The 16,991-nt window shown below is 63.3% G+C and carries 13 protein-coding genes; 8 read left to right on the forward strand and 5 right to left on the reverse strand.

Annotated elements, in window-relative coordinates; genetic code table 11:
* Positions 1 to 545: 545 nt before the first annotated feature.
* Both HSRCO_RS08425 and HSRCO_RS08430 read right to left on the reverse strand, forming a co-directional pair.
* Positions 546 to 1,847, reverse strand: a complete 1,302-nt coding sequence (locus HSRCO_RS08425) for a sulfatase-like hydrolase/transferase (RefSeq protein ID WP_259517198.1) — start codon at positions 1,845 to 1,847, stop codon at positions 546 to 548.
* A 203-nt stretch (positions 1,848 to 2,050) separates the two neighbouring features.
* Positions 2,051 to 3,451, reverse strand: coding sequence for a hypothetical protein (locus tag HSRCO_RS08430; RefSeq protein ID WP_259517199.1), 1,401 nt, complete (start codon positions 3,449 to 3,451; stop codon positions 2,051 to 2,053).
* 249 nt (positions 3,452 to 3,700) lie between these two features.
* On the opposite strand from HSRCO_RS08430, the gene HSRCO_RS08435 reads away from it, so the two are divergent.
* On the forward strand, positions 3,701 to 4,951 hold the full coding sequence (locus HSRCO_RS08435) for an ATP-grasp domain-containing protein (RefSeq protein WP_259517200.1): 1,251 nt from the start codon (positions 3,701 to 3,703) through the stop codon (positions 4,949 to 4,951).
* On the opposite strand, the gene HSRCO_RS08440 is transcribed toward HSRCO_RS08435, so the two are convergent.
* Positions 4,944 to 5,849 (reverse strand): polysaccharide deacetylase family protein, encoded by a 906-nt coding sequence (locus tag HSRCO_RS08440; protein WP_259517201.1) that lies wholly within the window; start codon positions 5,847 to 5,849, stop codon positions 4,944 to 4,946. The genes HSRCO_RS08435 and HSRCO_RS08440 overlap by 8 nt on opposite strands.
* A gap of 257 nt (positions 5,850 to 6,106) precedes the next feature.
* On the opposite strand from HSRCO_RS08440, the gene HSRCO_RS08445 reads away from it, so the two are divergent.
* A complete protein-coding gene (locus tag HSRCO_RS08445) occupies positions 6,107 to 7,126 on the forward strand; it encodes a Gfo/Idh/MocA family protein (RefSeq protein ID WP_259517202.1) in 1,020 nt (339 codons plus the stop codon).
* On the forward strand, positions 7,123 to 8,490 hold the full coding sequence (locus HSRCO_RS08450; protein ID WP_259517203.1) for a nucleotide sugar dehydrogenase: 1,368 nt from the start codon (positions 7,123 to 7,125) through the stop codon (positions 8,488 to 8,490). Before HSRCO_RS08445 ends, HSRCO_RS08450 begins: the two co-directional genes overlap by 4 nt.
* A gap of 44 nt (positions 8,491 to 8,534) precedes the next feature.
* On the opposite strand, the gene HSRCO_RS08455 is transcribed toward HSRCO_RS08450, so the two are convergent.
* Positions 8,535 to 9,314: a hypothetical protein gene (locus tag HSRCO_RS08455; protein ID WP_259517204.1), complete on the reverse strand. Its 780-nt coding sequence runs from the start codon at positions 9,312 to 9,314 to the stop codon at positions 8,535 to 8,537.
* A gap of 21 nt (positions 9,315 to 9,335) precedes the next feature.
* Complete coding sequence (locus HSRCO_RS08460; RefSeq protein WP_259517205.1) at positions 9,336 to 10,535, reverse strand: carboxylate--amine ligase; 1,200 nt, start codon at positions 10,533 to 10,535, stop codon at positions 9,336 to 9,338.
* A 314-nt stretch (positions 10,536 to 10,849) separates the two neighbouring features.
* Between HSRCO_RS08460 and HSRCO_RS08465 the strand changes: the two genes are divergently transcribed.
* The 5 genes from HSRCO_RS08465 (at position 10,850) to HSRCO_RS08485 (ending at position 16,990) form a co-directional block, all read left to right on the forward strand.
* Complete coding sequence (locus HSRCO_RS08465; protein ID WP_259517206.1) at positions 10,850 to 11,779, forward strand: glycosyltransferase family 4 protein; 930 nt, start codon at positions 10,850 to 10,852, stop codon at positions 11,777 to 11,779.
* Between the two features lie 354 nt (positions 11,780 to 12,133).
* Positions 12,134 to 14,026, forward strand: a complete 1,893-nt coding sequence (locus HSRCO_RS08470) for a glycosyltransferase family 39 protein (protein ID WP_259517207.1) — start codon at positions 12,134 to 12,136, stop codon at positions 14,024 to 14,026.
* Positions 14,023 to 14,991: a DUF1616 domain-containing protein gene (locus tag HSRCO_RS08475; RefSeq protein WP_259517208.1), complete on the forward strand. Its 969-nt coding sequence runs from the start codon at positions 14,023 to 14,025 to the stop codon at positions 14,989 to 14,991. Before HSRCO_RS08470 ends, HSRCO_RS08475 begins: the two co-directional genes overlap by 4 nt.
* A gap of 5 nt (positions 14,992 to 14,996) precedes the next feature.
* Complete coding sequence (locus HSRCO_RS08480) at positions 14,997 to 15,920, forward strand: NAD-dependent epimerase/dehydratase family protein (protein ID WP_259517209.1); 924 nt, start codon at positions 14,997 to 14,999, stop codon at positions 15,918 to 15,920.
* Positions 15,921 to 16,060: 140 nt separating this feature from the next.
* The gene (locus tag HSRCO_RS08485; protein ID WP_259517210.1) at positions 16,061 to 16,990 is read left to right on the forward strand and encodes a polysaccharide deacetylase family protein; all 930 of its coding nucleotides are present in this window, start codon (positions 16,061 to 16,063) and stop codon (positions 16,988 to 16,990) included.
* Position 16,991 lies beyond the last annotated feature (1 nt).

The following is a 16,991-nucleotide window of genomic DNA, read 5'->3' on the forward strand; positions in this document are numbered from 1 at the left end:
TATGAGAATCTTACTTCAAAAGGCGTTTTTACGGCTTTGAGCAGCACTACCCCCGCCAAATTACCGTTTGAGGTAATTTCGATGCCAGGTAGCTACCGGATGCTATCGAATCGCTTCAACTGTCTATCGATCAGCGTATCGTCTTGCTTACCGCGATTAGTCTCTTCCTACCAGTCCTGTACGTACCTATCGAGATGGCGAATAGCGTCGCGCTGGTTCGAAAATCGGTGCGCGCGGTGTCGACAAATGGTCTACGGTCCAGAAGGAGTGACCGAAGCCATTCGATCCAGACGATGAACCGTAGAATTTGCTCCACTCGAGCAGCGATGAAAGATGTACGTGGATTGCCAACGGCTATATCCCAATCGAGCGGTTCGACCTCGTTTTCGAACCAGTTGACCGAATTTCGTCGACGTCGTTGCACCGCGCAGATATCGCTTTCAGCGTGGCTACTTCCACGCCCGTGGAGAGGTATTGATCCCGTGGACCCGCAACCGGCGATATGGCAATTAATTGCTCTTGTGGCACAGTAACTCGGTGGAGTCTCAGGCGTACCCGAGTTCCTCGAGACGTTTCCGGACCTCGTTCGTGATATCGATTTCCGCAGGCTCCACCTCCCGCCGATCGAGCTCTGTTTTCAGTTCCTCGAGTCGGTCACGCGGGGCCCGTTCTTTCGTCTTCCCGATAACCGCAAACTCGCCAGGCTCGGACTCGTAGTAGTACGCCCCATCTTTCGTCACGAAGCCAGCCAGGTCGGTCTGCCACCGCTCGAACTCCTTTAGCGGCGCATCGACTCTTTCGAACTGAGATCTATGGAAGGGGAGCAATCCGTGGGATTCGAAGAGAAGCTCTTTCGGCTCTAGCAAGCCGAACAGGTCTCTCCCATTCGATGCAACGTCGACCGATGCGAGTTCTGCGACCGTGCGGTGGACATCGAGGAGATTGACCGGTTCGTGCCGGTATCCCGACTCAATATCCGGGCCGTTGACAACCAATGGGACGTGGACGAGTTCGGGATGGAGTCCAACCGAGTGGTTCCACAGCCCGTGTTCGCCGAGCAACTCACCGTGATCGGATAGCGTAATCACGTACTCGTACTCCGTTTCGAGGATGGCGACGATGTCCCTGTACACCTCCGCCAGGTCGGTCGTTGCTGCACGATAGGCCGCTCTGATTTTTTCGGGTTCCGTGACGCCATCCGCAAAGGCGTCGGCAATAACAACCGTCACCGGATCCTCGCTTCCTGGAGGCGGATGATAGGGCGTGTGCGTATCCATCAAATTGACGAACAAGAACTCCTCGTCTTCGACCTCCATGTGCTCGAGACGACGGCGGACCGCACGGGCACCGCCATCCCAGGCGGGTCGCTTCACGAGCCCATAGCCATACTGCAGTGACTCCATCGTGTTGCAGTCCTCGGTAAGACAGCCCCAAATTCCGGAGAGATACCGTTCGATACCGGGTTCCGTCGCATCGATATGTCGGCCCCAATCGAAGATGGAATCGTCAATTCGCCCGAGGTTCGCAGCACCCTCAAAGAGGTTGAACCCACGTTCCCATCCCTCGTACTGGGAGAGCTGAGTGTTTGCATTCAAAGCGCGGCACCGATAGCCCGCCTCCTGAAAAGCTTCCGCGAGGGTTTGGCCGGTCCAATCCAGGGAAGGAGACGTGCCAGTCGTGCCTACCTCACTTGCATACCGCCCTGTAAAGAGCGACGCATGCGCGGGAATCGTCCAGTGTGAGCTCGAATAGGCTCTGGTAAACGTTGCACCATCGAGCCAGTCGAAATGCTCCTCAAAAGAGTCCGCTCTGAGCGTATCGAGGACCACGAGCGCGACGGATGTCATCTAGCAATAGTACATCGCCAGCGCCGTGTTAGTTATGAAGTTATTACTTCTATTCACACTGATTGCATGGGGTTGGGGCTGCGATTCAGACGGTGTGATCGTGCGGGGGCGAAAAGACAGTTGCAGGGACACGGATTCGCGATCCGGTTAGGTGAAAGATGACAGCCATGTCGTTCGAACTTGCCGTTCACTCCGACCGGGATTCAACGTGGACAACCGATGTCTGCAGGGGGTTCCGTAGATCCCAAGTGGTTGTTTGACCACTGGACATTCGTCCACGAGTCGACGTGGACCTGAATGATAGCCTCGTCCGTCCAGCCGCTCGGCGTCGAGCGCGGCTCGACGTCGTTGTAGAACCAGTTGTCCCTGATAGTCGCCTGGTCGTCAGGGACACCGCGGACGGCGACTGCCGGTTTTCGCTCACCGTCTGCGACCGACATCTCCGCCGCCACGGTGTTGTTGTATATCTCGATTTTCGAACCCCCAGGACGATGCATGTCGATGACGTGGCCGATCGTCGACGATCCGAAGTGGTTGTACCGGACGACGTACCCGCCCGAGCCCGATGAGGCGACGGAGTGACGGTTGTAATCGAAGGCGTTCCACTCGATAACCGGCCGCCCACTGCTCGCGACGACACCGTACCCCAGGCCGTCCCGCGGGTTGTGGTGGATGTTGTTGTGGTGGACGTGCGGGGAGTTGCCGTTGGTCACCACCGAGGCGTACGCGAATCCCCAGATCTCGTTGTTGTCGATCTCCACGTCGCCACCGACCGCCCGCACGCCCGACCCGGTCGCATACCAGTCCGGGTCGAAGTACTCGTAGAAGGGGCCCTGCACGCGGACGCCGGCCAGTCGAGCACCCTCCTCGAGGAAGATCGACTTCGTCTCCTCGTCCGTATAGAGGTGACCACCCGGTGCGTCGTCGACGCCCCGGTTAGAAGCGAGCGTCACGCCCGAGGGGACGACGATGTCCGTCGTTCCCATGTCGATACTCGCGTTGGCGGTGAGAAACACGAGATCGCCGGAACTGGCGTCCGAGAGGGCCGCTTCGAGTTCGGATTTCGTGGAGACGACGACGTCGGCATCCGCACGCCTGACGAGGTCGTCGTAGCCCTTGCCGCCACCGACTGGCCCGTCCTCGCTGGCAGACGGGGAATCTTCATTCTCATCGCCGAGAAGTTCCTCGACGGAGACCTCCGCGCCATCGAGGTAGATAGTGCAGTCGCCCTCGAGCACCTCGAAGTCCCTCACCGATCCATCGAAAGCGAACCCATCTCCCTTGCCGTTCCCAGTATACCCCTTCGCCGTCCAGGTGCCGTCTCCGTTCTCGGTGACGGTATCGTTGAACCGCTCTGCGGAGTTCTCGCCATTGTCGAAGAGCCGTTCCAGTTGGCCGTCTGTCGTGAACGTATAGGACACACTTTCCTCGGCCACGACCTCGAGGGTGTGTGCGTAAGAACCACTTTCGGCGGCTGCCGTTCCCGCCGTCACCGCACTACCGAGGATGCCAGCGCCCGCGAACTGCAGGATACGCCGCCGCGTGAACGAGCCGGATTGCCGAGTTGTGCCATCGCGAGTAGGTTCGTCGTTACGTCGCTCCATACCCGGTATGAGAAACTTACTGCAAAAGGGCTTGTTACGGGTTCGAGCAGCACGACGGCCGGCATATTGTCGGACGACAGAGAATCCGTGCCGGATACCTGCCAGCACCCGACGGTCGGTCACACGGACTGACCCATCCCGGAGTTCGTGGCACCGATTGGCGATACGACGACCTACCCGCTGTAGGCACCGTTGTGCGGGTCTGGTAGTCTACAAATAACATACCAGTTCGAAGACCTGAGTACCGCTATGAATCGAGCGCGCGACGGAGCAGCAGTCGTCCCAGCGATCAAGGCACCGAACTCGGTGGCACTCCTTCGCTCGCTCGGCCGCCAGGGGGTCGACACGATCGCCGTGTCGGAACACGATCGTCCGCCCGCCTTCCGCTCCCGGTACGTCGACGAGCGAGTGGCGGTCCCGGTCCCCGGCGAGGACATCGATAGGTATCGTGCGGAGCTGTTGGCCCTCGCACGCAGAGACGACGTGCGGGCGATTCTCCCGGTCAGAGAGACGGACGTCTACGCGCTCTCGACCGATCGGGCGGCGTTCGCGGAACACGTCGCCCCAATCTGGCCGACCGCAGATGCGCTCCGGACAGTCCACGACCGGGTTCGCCTCTTCGACGTCGCCGATCGGATCGGTGTCCACACGCCCGAGACGACATTGTTGACCGAGGTGGAAGACTGGGACCGCGAACGGATCGTCAAGGGACGTTTCGCCATCCTGGTGAACGAGTTCGTCGATACGGTCCCCCCGGGGCGAGTTGCATCGCCGCCGAAAACGATTTTCCTCGAACCAGGGACGGTCCCGTACGTCGAATCGATAATCGACGAGATGGGCCACGTCCCGATCACCCAGGAGTACGTCCGCGGAACGGAGTACTGTCTCCGGGCCCTCTACCACGATGGCGAACCGGTCGCGACGTCCCAGAAACGGCTGCGACGTGGATACAAGTACTCACGAGGGCCGAGCATCTATCACGAAGCCGCCGACATCCCCGAACTGCGAACGGCTGGACTGCGCCTGCTGAACGAACTGGAGTGGGAAGGGATCGCCTCGGTCGGTTTCATCCGCGACGAATCTGGGCGATTCAACCTCCTGGAGGTGAATCCGCGCTTTCCGGCGAGCATCCCCGTCGACATCTACGCGGGCGTGGACTATCCCGGGTACGTGTGGAACCTGGCGACCGACCAGCCACTCGATCCCCCACCGGACTACCGTCCCGGTACGGCATCACATCTCCTCCGTGGCGAGGTCGCCCACCTCCACAGCGTCGTCGTCGAGGACTATCCGATGGTCGAGCGGCCAGGAGTCGGTGCGACCGTCTGGGACATCGCGAGTTCCACGCTGCGACACCCGAACTTCGACGTTGCCAGCCTGGACGACCCCGGTCCGTTCGTCCGTGACACCTGGAACGCCGTCAGGGGGACGGTCGGCAGTTCCAGTGCTTCCATCGCCGAAACGTGGAATGCGGTTCGATCGACGTTATCGGTCAGGTGACTCGATGTGCGACGTCGGCCATCGTCTCGACCCGCAGTGAGGTCTCGTGTCGCCGCCGGTCGAGATACGCGAGGACGGTCGCCAGACGGTCGACTGCGGGGGTATCGATGAGATTGTTCGGATGGAGCCAGAGATGGAAGATACCGTCGTCCATCGCGGCCCGATCGATCCCCTGTCGGGCGTGTGCGAGCATCGGATCGGTCCAGATCCGGTCGACCACCGTCGCCAGCGACCCTTCGAAACCGTAGAGGTACAGCGACGGCGGAACGACCACCAGTCCGTACTCGTCGACGAATGGATCGACGAGCCGGACCCGATTCGACGACACCGCCGGACCGAGTTTCGCGGCGAGTCGTCCGACGGTGGATTGTGGCAGGGAGCGCTCGCCTCGATACGTGACGATGTCGTTCTCGACCAGCACGTCTCGGTGAGCGACGTAGTTGCGAGGATAGACGAACGATTGTACGGGTATCCCCCGTCGTTCGAGCGCCTCGACGCCCATCTCGACGTCGGCAGCGAAGGTCTGCCGGGAGACCCAGTCCTCGGTGGCGACGACGTGTGAGAACGTGTGACTCCCGACGTCGTGGTCCACGTCGGAACCGAGGAGCGCTTCGAGGACGGTGCCCCCGAATCGGAGGTCGGGGCGGTCGGCCCACTCGGTCCGCTCCGTCGAGAACCAGTCGGGTGAGGCGGGATGGTCCGGGTGGACGCCGTCGCAATCGTCCCAGAAGAGGTGGCCGACCACGGCCCAGGTGGCCGGCACCGAAAACCGGTCGAACAGGTCGACGAGCGACCGCCAGCCGTCACGGGCGGCCTCGATACGTTCCATCGGTGGCTCCGCGAAGTCGTGAAAGCCCCAGCCGAGTTCGGCATCGACCGAGATCACGACCGATCCCACGGCGACCACCCCGCGTTGCTCATACACGCACCCTCAGGCCGGGAAACGATAGTTACTGACGGCTTATCGAGGACGCTGTCGGCGGCGCCCAGGTACCCGAAACGCAACAGTTCCGAGAAATATGGGCTTACGAAACGGTTCACAGACAAGCTGGGAATTACAATCTCTCGGTCTTCGCTACTGTTCTCCATGGACACGTCGCGCGAGCGATATCGAGAGCGAACAGCGGCACATCGTATCGAGGAAGGGCGCCGACCGTGGGCACGGCCGCCGGGATCCACGTCATGAGTCAGGATAACAGACCATCTTCACCGCTGGACGCGGGCGTGATCGGGGTCGGCAGCATGGGACGTAATCACGCCAGAGTGTTGAGCGAGACGCTCGACGTGAACCTCGTCGGGGTGACGGATGCCGACGGCGGCCGCGCCGAAGCGGTCGCAGCGGAATACGGGACGAGAGCGATGAGCCGGTCGCTACTGCTCTCCGTCGCGGACGTGGTCGTCGTCGCCGTCCCGACCGAGTACCACGCGGACATCGTTCGGGAATCCATGGAGGCAGACGTACACGTCCTCGTCGAGAAACCGTTCGTGGACGACCTGGAGGTGGGGCGAGAACTCGCCCGGCTGGCCGACGACAGGGGCCTCACACTCCAGGTCGGCCACATCGAGCAGTTCAACCCGGTGATGGACGTCGTCAGGGACATCGTACCGGGATTGGACGTGGTGGCCATCGACATCGACCGCCTCGGGCCGCCACTGGACCGTGAGACGAGCGACAACGTGGTGATGGACCTGATGGTCCACGACATCGACATCCTGTTCTCGCTCGTGGACGCCGACGTCACCGGAGTGTCCGCGGTCGCCCACGACGAACAGCACGTCGCCGCGCAGTTCGCCTTCGACAACCACGCGATCGCGAGCGTGACCGCGAGCCGTCTCACCCAGCAGAAGGTCCGCAACCTCTCGATTACGGCCCACACCCGCCGCATCAACGTCGATTTCATCGCACAGAACGTGGAGATCCATCGCCGCTCCGTCCCGGAGTACATCACCACCGATGGCGACCTCCAGTACCGTCACGAGAGCGTCGTCGAACGGCCGACAATACAGAACGGTGAACCGTTGAAACGGGAACTCGTCTCGTTCGTCGATGCCGTGACGACGGGAACGGACCCGCAGGTCACGGCCGCGGATGCCCTCGAGACACTCGAGATGGCCGAACGCATCGAATCGCTTGCACTCGCCCCGAAGGACTCCATAGAGGTGCAAGCCGAATGAGCCAACAGATCGACAGTCCACAGGGACTGTACGGATCGACGGCGACCGAAAGCGAACAACGGACCGCGTTCACCGGGGGCGATGTTCCCGTCGCCGTCTACGGCCTCGGAAAGATGGGGCTCCCGCTCGCCGCTGTCTACGCGGAGGTGACTGGGAACGTCGTCGGCGCCGATATCGACGGCGATGTCGTCGAACGGATAAATGCGGGAGAGAGTCACGTGGAGCGCGAGCCCGGACTCCCCGAACTCGTCGAGTCGCTGGTCGACCGGAAGGCACTGCAAGCCGTCTCGGACCCGACGGAGGCCGCGAGGCGGGCAGCCGTCCACGTACTCATGGTTCCGACGCTTCTCACCGAGGACGACGCGCCCGATCTCAGCACCCTCCTCGCTGCGACTCGCGACGTTGCGACCGGCCTCTCACCCGGTGACCTCGTGATCGTCGAATCGACGGTCCCGCCGGGCACGACGGCAGACAGGATCGTCCCACTCCTCGAAGCGGAGAGCGGTCTCGAGGAGGGTGAGTTCGGGGCCGCCGCCTGTCCGGAACGCACCTCGAGCGGGCGGGCGCTCCAGGACGTTCGCGGCGCCTACCCGAAGGTCGTCGGTGGTGTCGACGACGAGAGCACCCGGGTCGCGGCACTCGTCTACGACGAGGTGAGCGACAATCGGGTCATCACCACCCCCGATGCTCGTACTGCGGAGGCCGTGAAGGTTTTCGAAGGCGTCTACCGGGACGTCAACATCGCTCTCGCCAACCAGCTATCGCGATACGCCGAGGTCGCCGATGTCGACGTCAACGCCGCCATCGAGGTGGCCAACACCCAGCCGTTCTGTGACATCCACGACCCGGGACCCGGTGTCGGCGGCCACTGCATCCCGGTCTATCCGCATTTCCTCCTCCAGTCGTTCGACGTGGAGGCGCCACTGTTGTCCATCGCGCGCAGCGTCAACGACGGAATGCCCGCCCACACGGTCGCGACGCTCGATTCGATCCTCGAGGAGCGAGAACGTGCCATGGATGGCGCCACCGTGCTCGTCCTCGGACTCACCTATCGAGGAAACGTCGTGGAGATACGAAACGCCCCGTCGATACCAATCGCGCGAATGCTCCAGAACAGAGGAGCCGCCGTTCTCGCGAGCGACCCTATCCTCGATGACTGGGCCGCCTTCGATGGCGTCGAGCCCATCTCGGTCGGAGCGGTGACCGAGACGGACCCGGACGCGGTCCTCGTTCTTGCCGACCACGACGAGTTCGAATCCCTCGACTGGTCGTCGTTCGACGCGCCCATCCTCGATGGCCGGAAGGTCCTCGAGGACATCGACCCCGAAACCCCGGTGTTCACCATCGGCGGCCGGCGGACGTGAATCCCCGAGAGGGGTCGAGGAGATGGTTCCCTGTTCCGGTCCGCTCACCGACGTGACGCGAGGTCGAGAGCGAACTTCGCCGTGTTCTTCGCGACGTCGAAGGACGTCTCGATGACCCGTTCGGGGACGGAGTTCGTCCACCGCTCGGGATGGGTGAGGAGATAAAAGCGCGTGTCCGGGAAGGCTTCGAGGAGTCGGCGGAGCTGAAACGTGGTCTCGATGGGCACCGTGGTGGCCGCTTCGCCGACCGGGTGGTCTTTGACCTTCAGGGCTCCGTCCCGCCAGGTTCGTCCGGTATCGGAGTAGTACTGCAGGCCGGTGAACTCCACCGAGAGATACGCCTCGCCGAGGAGATCGTACGACTCGAAGTCCGGGCCCGACGCCCACATATCACGGTTGTCGTGGGGCGTGAGCGGGTTCCCGTGCATGCAGACGGTGTCGACGTCGACGAGTCGACGAACCCGCTCGAGATTGGTCCCGAACGAGCGGTGGGCGGCGTCGACGTCGCCGTCGGATCGGTCCAGGTCCTCGTAGTGGTAGCCGACCTCGTGTCCGAGTGACGCTATCTCTCTGATTACCGCGGGGTCGAACGCACCTTGCTCGGTCCGAACGTAATACGTACTCGAGAGGCCGCGGTCGGATTCGAGTCGAGCGTGGTCGAGTGCGTTCTTCGGCTTGCGATCGACGTCGTGACGAAGGACGACCGCGCCGTCGGGCACCGACTCGGCCTCGAGATACTCGCGTACGGTCAGTACCGGCCCGTCTCGGCGGTGCAGATCGTCGAGTAACGCAGCGTACGCGTCGTAGGTGAAATCGGCCGCCATAGCTCGGTCTGGTTCGATCATTCACTTCAGGAGAACGTGTTCGAGGCCACGAACGAAGGGCATCGGATCGTCGAATCGCAGCAAGTCGAAGTTCGGCGTATCGATACAGGAGGCGCCGACCTCCCAGGCGGTTCTGGTGAACGAGGGGGGTTCGACGAAGGGCGAATCCTCGGTGAGGATGCTCTGGAGGTGCCCGAGTTCACCGTACAGCAGGTGGGAGCCGACCCCCACCTCGTAGTCGTCGATGGCGGCCTCGGCCTCGACCTCGCCGTTGGCCACCTGCCAGTACCGATAGGGAAAGTCGGCCCCTGCGTGGTCGGCACACGCGAGCGACTGCCACAGGCGGGGATTGATCTCGGTCAGCACGTATTCGCCCGTGTCCGCGCGTTTCATGTATTCGATGCAGGCGAGACCGTGGAAATCCAGATGATCGAGGAGCCTCCGAGCCACCCGGTCGAGTTCCGGGTCGTCGATCGATTTCCGGTAGACACCACCACCACCGCTGTAGGAGTCGCCACGGATCTGGCGATGCTGGAAGGTGGTCACCGGTTCCCCGTGGTCGTAGAGCGCTCCGTAGAGGTACTCGTCGGAGGAGGTAACGTACTCCTGGACGATCGGCGTATGCAACATCTCGGATTCGATGGCGTCGACGTCGGGTGCCGTGCCGGCCGGGACGGGCGTCACCGACTTCGCCGTCGCCACGTCGCCATCCTCGAAGTGAGAGACGTTCTCCGGAGTCAGGAGGTTGTATCGCGATTTGATGATCCGATCGGTATCCCAGCAGTCGACGTCCGACAGAAGTGTGGTCTCGGGAACGGGCACCCCCGCTTCGATGCCGGCTTCGACCAGTTGCATCCGGTCGAAGACGACGTTCAGGAGAGCCGACGAGGGAGAGACCAGCGAGACGTAGCGTTCGAACTCCTCCTCGTAACGGGCGAACAGGAACGCGTCCTGGGCCCGGAGTGGCAATATCGTCTGTACGTCCGCTCTGGCCGCGATGCCCAGGAGTGCGTCCTTGTAGGCGATGAGGTCGTCGTACGGCGATGGTATCTCGACGAATTCGTCAGCGAACCGCGAGGCCGCAGAAGGGGTGTCTTCGTACTCAGATGCGACGATGGTGTGAATACCACGTCGGGACAACGACCGCGTGCTGACGTATCCTCCTGGTTCGAACCCCATGGGGATCAATGCGGACTCGCGGGTGGACCCGGTACTGGCCATGGTCCGAGTAACCCATCCTGAAGCCATTGTAATGCCACCGCTACTTTCGCCGCCCCAGTACGGGGTCCGTGCTGCGGTAGCGTCGAATGTTCGCCCGAATCGTTCGCGCCAATCGTCGGGCGAACGAGCGCGCAGCGGCCAGGTTCGCGGGCCGTATTCCTTTGGATTCCTGACGATCGGCCGATAGCGTCGCCAGAACGACCCCATCGGGTGTCAACAGGGAGGTAGGCGTCGTATAACCATAACCGAGACCGAACATCGGTAGCCCATGAGCAGATGCCGGGGCCGGAGTCCGAGAAATCACGTGTAGTCCAATGCGCGTACTCAATCTCATCACCGACCCGACCGTCCCGCCGTTCACCCAGCAGGTGGCGGCCCTCGCCGACATCGGGGTCGAACAGACGACCGTCTCGGTCCCGGGAACCCGTCGCACGGGTGACAACGGCGAGACGACGCGGTCGATCGTCGACTACCTCAGATTCTATCCGTCGGTCCTTCGCGCATCGTTCGGGGACTTCGACGTCGTCCACGCCAACTACGGGTTGACCGCACCAGCGGCGCTCTGTCAACTCCGGCTACCGGTCGTCGTCTCCCTGTGGGGATCCGACCTCATGGGACAGTATAGTCGCCTCAGCCAGTGGTGTGCCCGATTCGCCGACGCGACCATCGTGATGAGTGCCGAGATGGACGCGGTCCTCGCCACCGACAGTCACGTCATCCCACACGGCGTCGATCTGTCGTTGTTCGAACCGACGTCGAAACGCGAGGCCAGGGAAGCGGTGGGATGGGATCACGACGTCGAACACGTCCTGTTTCCCTATTCGACCTCGCGCTCCGTCAAAGACTATCCGCGAGCAGAGCGCGTGGTCGAGCGCGTCGACGAACGACTGGACCAACCTGTGGTCCTGCAGTCGCTCGATCACGTCCCCCACGAGACCGTGCCGACGTACATGAACGCGGCCGACGTGATGCTACTCACCTCGAGACGGGAAGGCTCACCGAATACGGTGAAGGAGGCGATGGCGTGTAATCTGCCAGTCGTCTCGACCGACGTCGGCGACGTCCGCGAGCGTCTCTCGGACGTCCATCCCTCCCACATCGGGGAGTCCGATGAAGAACTCGTCGAAGGCCTGATCGACGTCCTCGAACGTGGGGTCGCTTCGAACGGACGGGCGGTCGCACAGTCGCTCGGTCTGGAATCGATGGCCAGGCAGATACGGTCGGTGTACGAGTCGGTCGTCTGATCCGACCAGACGGTCGACCGAATAGTTCGGTTGCTGGGCCCACTTCGCTGGTCCAGACGGTCCACCGCGTATCGACGTACCGGGTAGCCCATCCGTTCCTCTTTGATCGACGCACCGGCCGGGCCAATTGACCCGAACGACCATCGGTACCCGGTCGACGAGCCGCTCCCGATCGAGTCCATCCGTCGCTCTTCGCAGATCACTCTGCTCGTTGGGGCGGCGTCGAGATAACCCCGCCTTATCTGCGGTACGCCCTGCATAACAATCGTCGCGCTATCTGTACGAATTCCTCACAGGATGAATCCTCGTTCCTCGAATCGCGATCGGTCCACGTCCAGCTCACTCGGTCTCCTCGTGGCGTGGCTCGGGATCGCTGTGGCCGTCTTGTTGTTGGGTCTCCGTCTCCTTGCCGACCAGGTATACCTTCTCGCCATCCCACTCGGACTGGGGGTCGCATCCATTCTCTACGTGCTCGCGAGCTCGCGATGGCGGTCTGGCAGCCCCATCCCGACCGTTCCGACACGGGCGATCGACGTTCTCCCGTCTGTCGTCCTCCTCGCGCTCGCCGTGCTGGTCTTCCGGACCAGAACGCCCACTCCCAGAACGGGTATCGATTACCTCCTGGCCGCGGTCGTCGGTGGAGCGATTCTCGCCCAGGTACTGCTCGTCGGTGATGACCGATTCGCACCGGCGCCCGTCCTCGTCCAGGTTGGGTTGGCAGCGCTGGTCATCCGGTTCAGCGTCCTGTTCGGGACGGCCGGGTTCGTGGGCGTCGATGCCTGGACCCACGTCCCAGTCTACGTGCAGAACATCGCCGCCAGCGGATCACTATCGGCCATCGCGGACAGCAAGTACGTCATGGCGCCGATCTACCACCTCGTGGGGGCAGTCGGAACCACCCTCTTCGGCGATCCACGGGTCGCCGTCTTCCTCGCCATCGGGGCCCTCATCCCCCTCTCCATGGTCTTCGTCTACGCGACCGCAGCGGTCTTCGTCTCCGCTCGCTGGGCCGTGCTCGCCGCCACCGTCTACGCGTTCGCCGACCAGTTCATCCGCTGGGGGATCCACGTCATCCCGACCAGTCTCGCACTCGTGTTCTTCCTGGCCGTGCTCTATCTGCTGACACTGACCCTCCTCGGCGATCGGGAACCGTGGGTCCTCACGCTCCTGGTCGGTTTCAGCCTGGCAGTCGTGTTCACTCACCAGGTCACGACGGCGATCCTCCTCGTCCTCCTCGCGGTGGGGGTCGGAGTCGCGACGCTCGCCCGGATGACGGAGACGGATGCACCGAGTCCAGTCCCGGTCGCGGGAGTCTTCGTCCTGACCCTCGGGGTGACGGTTCTGAGCTGGCTCAACACCCCGTTCGGGGACGAATCGATATTCCTCTACAACCGACTCGAACTGCTCGCGGTCGCGGCCAACGACATCGGTTTCCTGCAACTCGCCGCCGACCACGCGGCCCCACCGACGATGGAGCTGCCAGTGTCGGGGTCGCCATCACCCGTCGGTCGGCTCGCCGACGTCGTCGGGTTCACCGTGCTCTTCGGTATCGCGGCCGTCGGGGGCTTGACCGCGCTGGACTGGGACCGTCCAGCGGGACCGACGTACCTCCTGCTCGTCACGGCCGGGTTGCTGTTCGTCGCCGTCTTCGGCTTGCAGTTCATCGGCTTCCGGATCCTGATCCCGGGACGATGGACCGTGTTCCTGTACGCGCTACTGGCTATCCTGGGTGCGATCGGTGTCGCGACGCTCTACGATCGGGCACCACGGGGTGTCATCATCGCCGCCGTCGTCCTGCTCGCAGCGGTCTACCCGGCCACGATGGTCGTCGCGGAGAAGTCGTCCCTGGACAGTCCCGCCTTCGAGGACACGTTCACGAAGTACGCGTACTCCGAATCCGAGATAGCCGCCCTCGAGACCATCGGAACGATCCACCCGCCGAGCGTCGAGGACGACATCCGGACGGACCACCCCTACGTCGCCATCTACAAATCACCAGGTGGGTACGACGCTCGAACGCTGGCCGTGAACGAGAGTGGGCCGGTCGAACCGACACCGGTCCTGTATCGAAGCTACCAGTCGGAGGGCAGGGTGGTCTTCGATGCTGGTGCGGACGAGCCGAGAGCAAGTGTCGCCGGTAGCTATCCGGCCGACTTCGTCTGTCAGTCCGACTGGGATCGGGTGTACGTCAACGACGAAGTCACGATGTGCACTCCGGTCGGCGATGACGTGGAGGCGCCAGCATGAGTGGGTGGTTCGATCGGTCCCATCGGTTCGACGGCACCCAACCCTGGACGACCGACCTCGTCGGCGTGGTCCTCTGGACCGTGATCGCGAGTTTCGGCTTCGTCGCCCTCGGAGACCCAAGTTGGGTGATGGCGGCGGTAGGGCTCCCGTTGCTCGTGTTCCTCCCGGGCTACGCGTTGATGGCCGCCATCTTTCCGGCAGCCCCGTCCCAGGAGGTCGTGGGTGAGCGGTTCGACGGCGGTCGAACGAGCTGGGTCGGCAGACTCGCGATGGCGATCGCCGCGAGTCCGGTCATCGTCGCGGCCGTCGGCTACCTGCTCAGTCTGACGGTCGGCATCGGCCGGGTGCCAGCGGTGGTCGGAATCGGCACTGTCACCGTTCTCGGGGTGCTCGTCGCTGGCGTCCGTCGGAACCGTCTCGCGCCGAACGGGCGTGCTGCACCATTGGACGGCGCACTCCCGGTGGTCGAGAACCTGTTCGGGACGAGTGGCCTCCAGAAGGTGACGACCGCCGTCGCGCTGATCGCGTTCGTCGTCGCCGTCGCCTACGTCGGGGTTACCCCCGCGGATGGCGACGCTTACTCCGAGGTGGCCCTGCTCTCGGAGAACGAGACCGGCGACCTCGTGGCCACTGGCTACACCTCGACGTACGTCGCGGGTCAGGAGGAGCCACATCACATCGCCGTCTGGAACCACGAGGGGAACGAGACGACCTACGGAGTAGTGACGGTCGTCCAATCGGTCGACTCGAACGGGTCCGTCACGGCCCAACAGCGTCTCGACGAGACGACGGTCACCGTCGAGGACGGAAAACGGGCGGTCGTCGAACGGTCGATCGCCCCCACCATGACCGGGTCCGAGCTCCGACTCCACACCGCCGTGTACAAGGGCGGGCTCCCCGACGAACCACGGCCCGCCGAAGCACCGTACTCCGTCCACCGCTGGATCGTAGTCGAGGGAGGGTGAAAACGGTGAGCGACCGTTCCCTCGAGGGGGCGACGGTCCTGGTGACCGGCGGTGCGGGGTTCATCGGGAGTCACATCGCGGACGCCCTCGTCGACCGTGCCGAGGTTCGGGTCCTCGACGACCTCTCCACCGGAAAGGCCGACTACGTCCCCGAGACTGCCGAACTCATCGTCGGCGACGTCTGCGAGACGACCACACTCGTCGAGGCGATGAGTGGCGTGGACGTGGTCTTCCACGAAGCCGCGGTGGTAAGCGTAGACGACTCCATCGCCCGCCCGCTCGAAACGGATTCTATCAACGTAGACGGGACGCTGCAGGTCCTCGAAGCGGCCCGTCGCGAAGGTGCGCGAGTCGTGTTCGCGTCGAGCGCGGCGGTGTACGGCCACCCCGACAGCATTCCGGTACCCGAATCCGACCGGACGGCCCCGGAATCACCGTATGGGGTGAGCAAACTCGCCGCCGATCAGTACGTCCGACTCTTCGCCGACCTCTACGACGTGCCGACGGTCGCGCTCCGGTATTTCAACGTCTACGGTCCACGCCAGTCGGGCGAGTACGCCGGGGTCGTGACGGCCTTCGTCGAGCAGGCGCGATCGGGTGGACCCATCACGGTCCACGGCGATGGGAAACAGACTCGAGATTTCGTCCACGTCGACGACGTCGTCCGGGCGAACCTCCGTGCGGCGACCACCGATGAGGTCGGCGAGGCGTTCAACGTGGGAACGGGATCGAGCGTGACCATCCGAGAACTCGGCGAGAAGGTACGGTCGCTCGTCGATCCGGACGTGGACATCGTCCACACCGCACCGAGAGACGGCGATATCGACGAGAGCCGTGCGGACACGGAGAAGTCACGTTCGAGGCTCGGATTCGACTCGAAGGTGGAGCTTTCCGAGGGACTGTCGACGGTCCCAGGCGCCACGAACTGACCGAACTCGGTATGCTCGGCATAACGAAGTGTTCGTTCCGTGTGTCAGAAACTACATGAACAGCGGACGGTTCGACAGACGGCACGCTACCGAACCACCATCGAGAGTCGCCGACCAGCCACGACCACCAGGAGGAGCCGATGTCCACCCTCGATGACCATCCGTTCGCGCTCGCGCTCACGCACGACGTCGATCGGGTCAGAAAGACCTACCAGGCACTCTACTACGCGATGACGCGTCGCGACCCCGGATCACTCCTGGACCTCCTGCCGGGTCGGAGCCCCTACTGGCAGTTCCAGACGGTGATGGACATCGAATCCGACCTGGGCGTCCGCTCGGCGTTCTACTTCCTCGACGAGCGATCGTTGTTCGGCGAGCGGCCACCTCGCGAGTGGCTCGATCCGACATCCTGGCGCCTGTACGCGGGTCGATACGACCTGGCTGAGCGGGAGATCACGGACACTGTCGTCGAACTCGACGAAGGCGGGTGGGAAATCGGCCTCCACGGGTCCTACGATTCTTACCGAAACCCGGACCAGCTCCGGAGAGAGAAGCGACGACTCGAGCGCATCCTCGGCCACCCCGTCATGGGGGGCCGTCAACACTACCTGAACCTGAAGCGGCCCGACACCTGGAAGTACCAGGCGGCCGCGGGGCTCCGCTACGACTCGTCGCTGGGATCGAGTTCCGAGTACGGCTTCGATGGGCGATACGAGCCGTTCCGGCCCTTCGACGACGAGTTCGTGGTGTTCCCGTTGACGGTCATGGAGAAGACCCTGCCGGCCGTCGAATCGGATCCGGAGCGCGCCTGGGCAGTCTGCGAGGATCTCCTCCAGGAGGCACGCGAGAACGCAGCCGTGATGACGGTGCTCTGGCACCCCAGTTACTTCTACGACCGCGACCACCCGAACTACGGGACGATCTACCGCAGACTGATCGAACGGGCACTGGAGATGGGTGCCTGGGTCGGCCCACCCGGGGAGATCTACCGATCGCTGGACCATCCGACCACCCGCGCGGGCTGGACGGAATCTGAATCACTGATCGACGACGCACGGGGCGGTGTCTGAC

It is taken from the genome of Halanaeroarchaeum sp. HSR-CO (genome assembly GCF_024972755.1).
Lineage (GTDB): Archaea > Halobacteriota > Halobacteria > Halobacteriales > Halobacteriaceae > Halanaeroarchaeum.

Bases quoted from the DNA above. Each gene is read 5' to 3' on its own strand.
- HSRCO_RS08430 (WP_259517199.1), bottom strand. From the start codon at position 3,451: ATGGAGCGACGTAACGACGAACCTACTCGCGATGGCACAACTCGGCAA.
- HSRCO_RS08485 (WP_259517210.1), top strand. From the start codon at position 16,061: ATGTCCACCCTCGATGACCATCCGTTCGCGCTCGCGCTCACGCACGAC.
- HSRCO_RS08475 (WP_259517208.1), top strand. From the start codon at position 14,023: ATGAGTGGGTGGTTCGATCGGTCCCATCGGTTCGACGGCACCCAACCC.
- HSRCO_RS08465 (WP_259517206.1), top strand. From the start codon at position 10,850: ATGCGCGTACTCAATCTCATCACCGACCCGACCGTCCCGCCGTTCACC.
- HSRCO_RS08460 (WP_259517205.1), bottom strand. From the start codon at position 10,535: ATGGCCAGTACCGGGTCCACCCGCGAGTCCGCATTGATCCCCATGGGG.
- HSRCO_RS08425 (WP_259517198.1), bottom strand. From the start codon at position 1,847: ATGACATCCGTCGCGCTCGTGGTCCTCGATACGCTCAGAGCGGACTCT.
- HSRCO_RS08455 (WP_259517204.1), bottom strand. From the start codon at position 9,314: ATGGCGGCCGATTTCACCTACGACGCGTACGCTGCGTTACTCGACGAT.
- HSRCO_RS08435 (WP_259517200.1), top strand. From the start codon at position 3,701: ATGAATCGAGCGCGCGACGGAGCAGCAGTCGTCCCAGCGATCAAGGCA.
- HSRCO_RS08450 (WP_259517203.1), top strand. From the start codon at position 7,123: ATGAGCCAACAGATCGACAGTCCACAGGGACTGTACGGATCGACGGCG.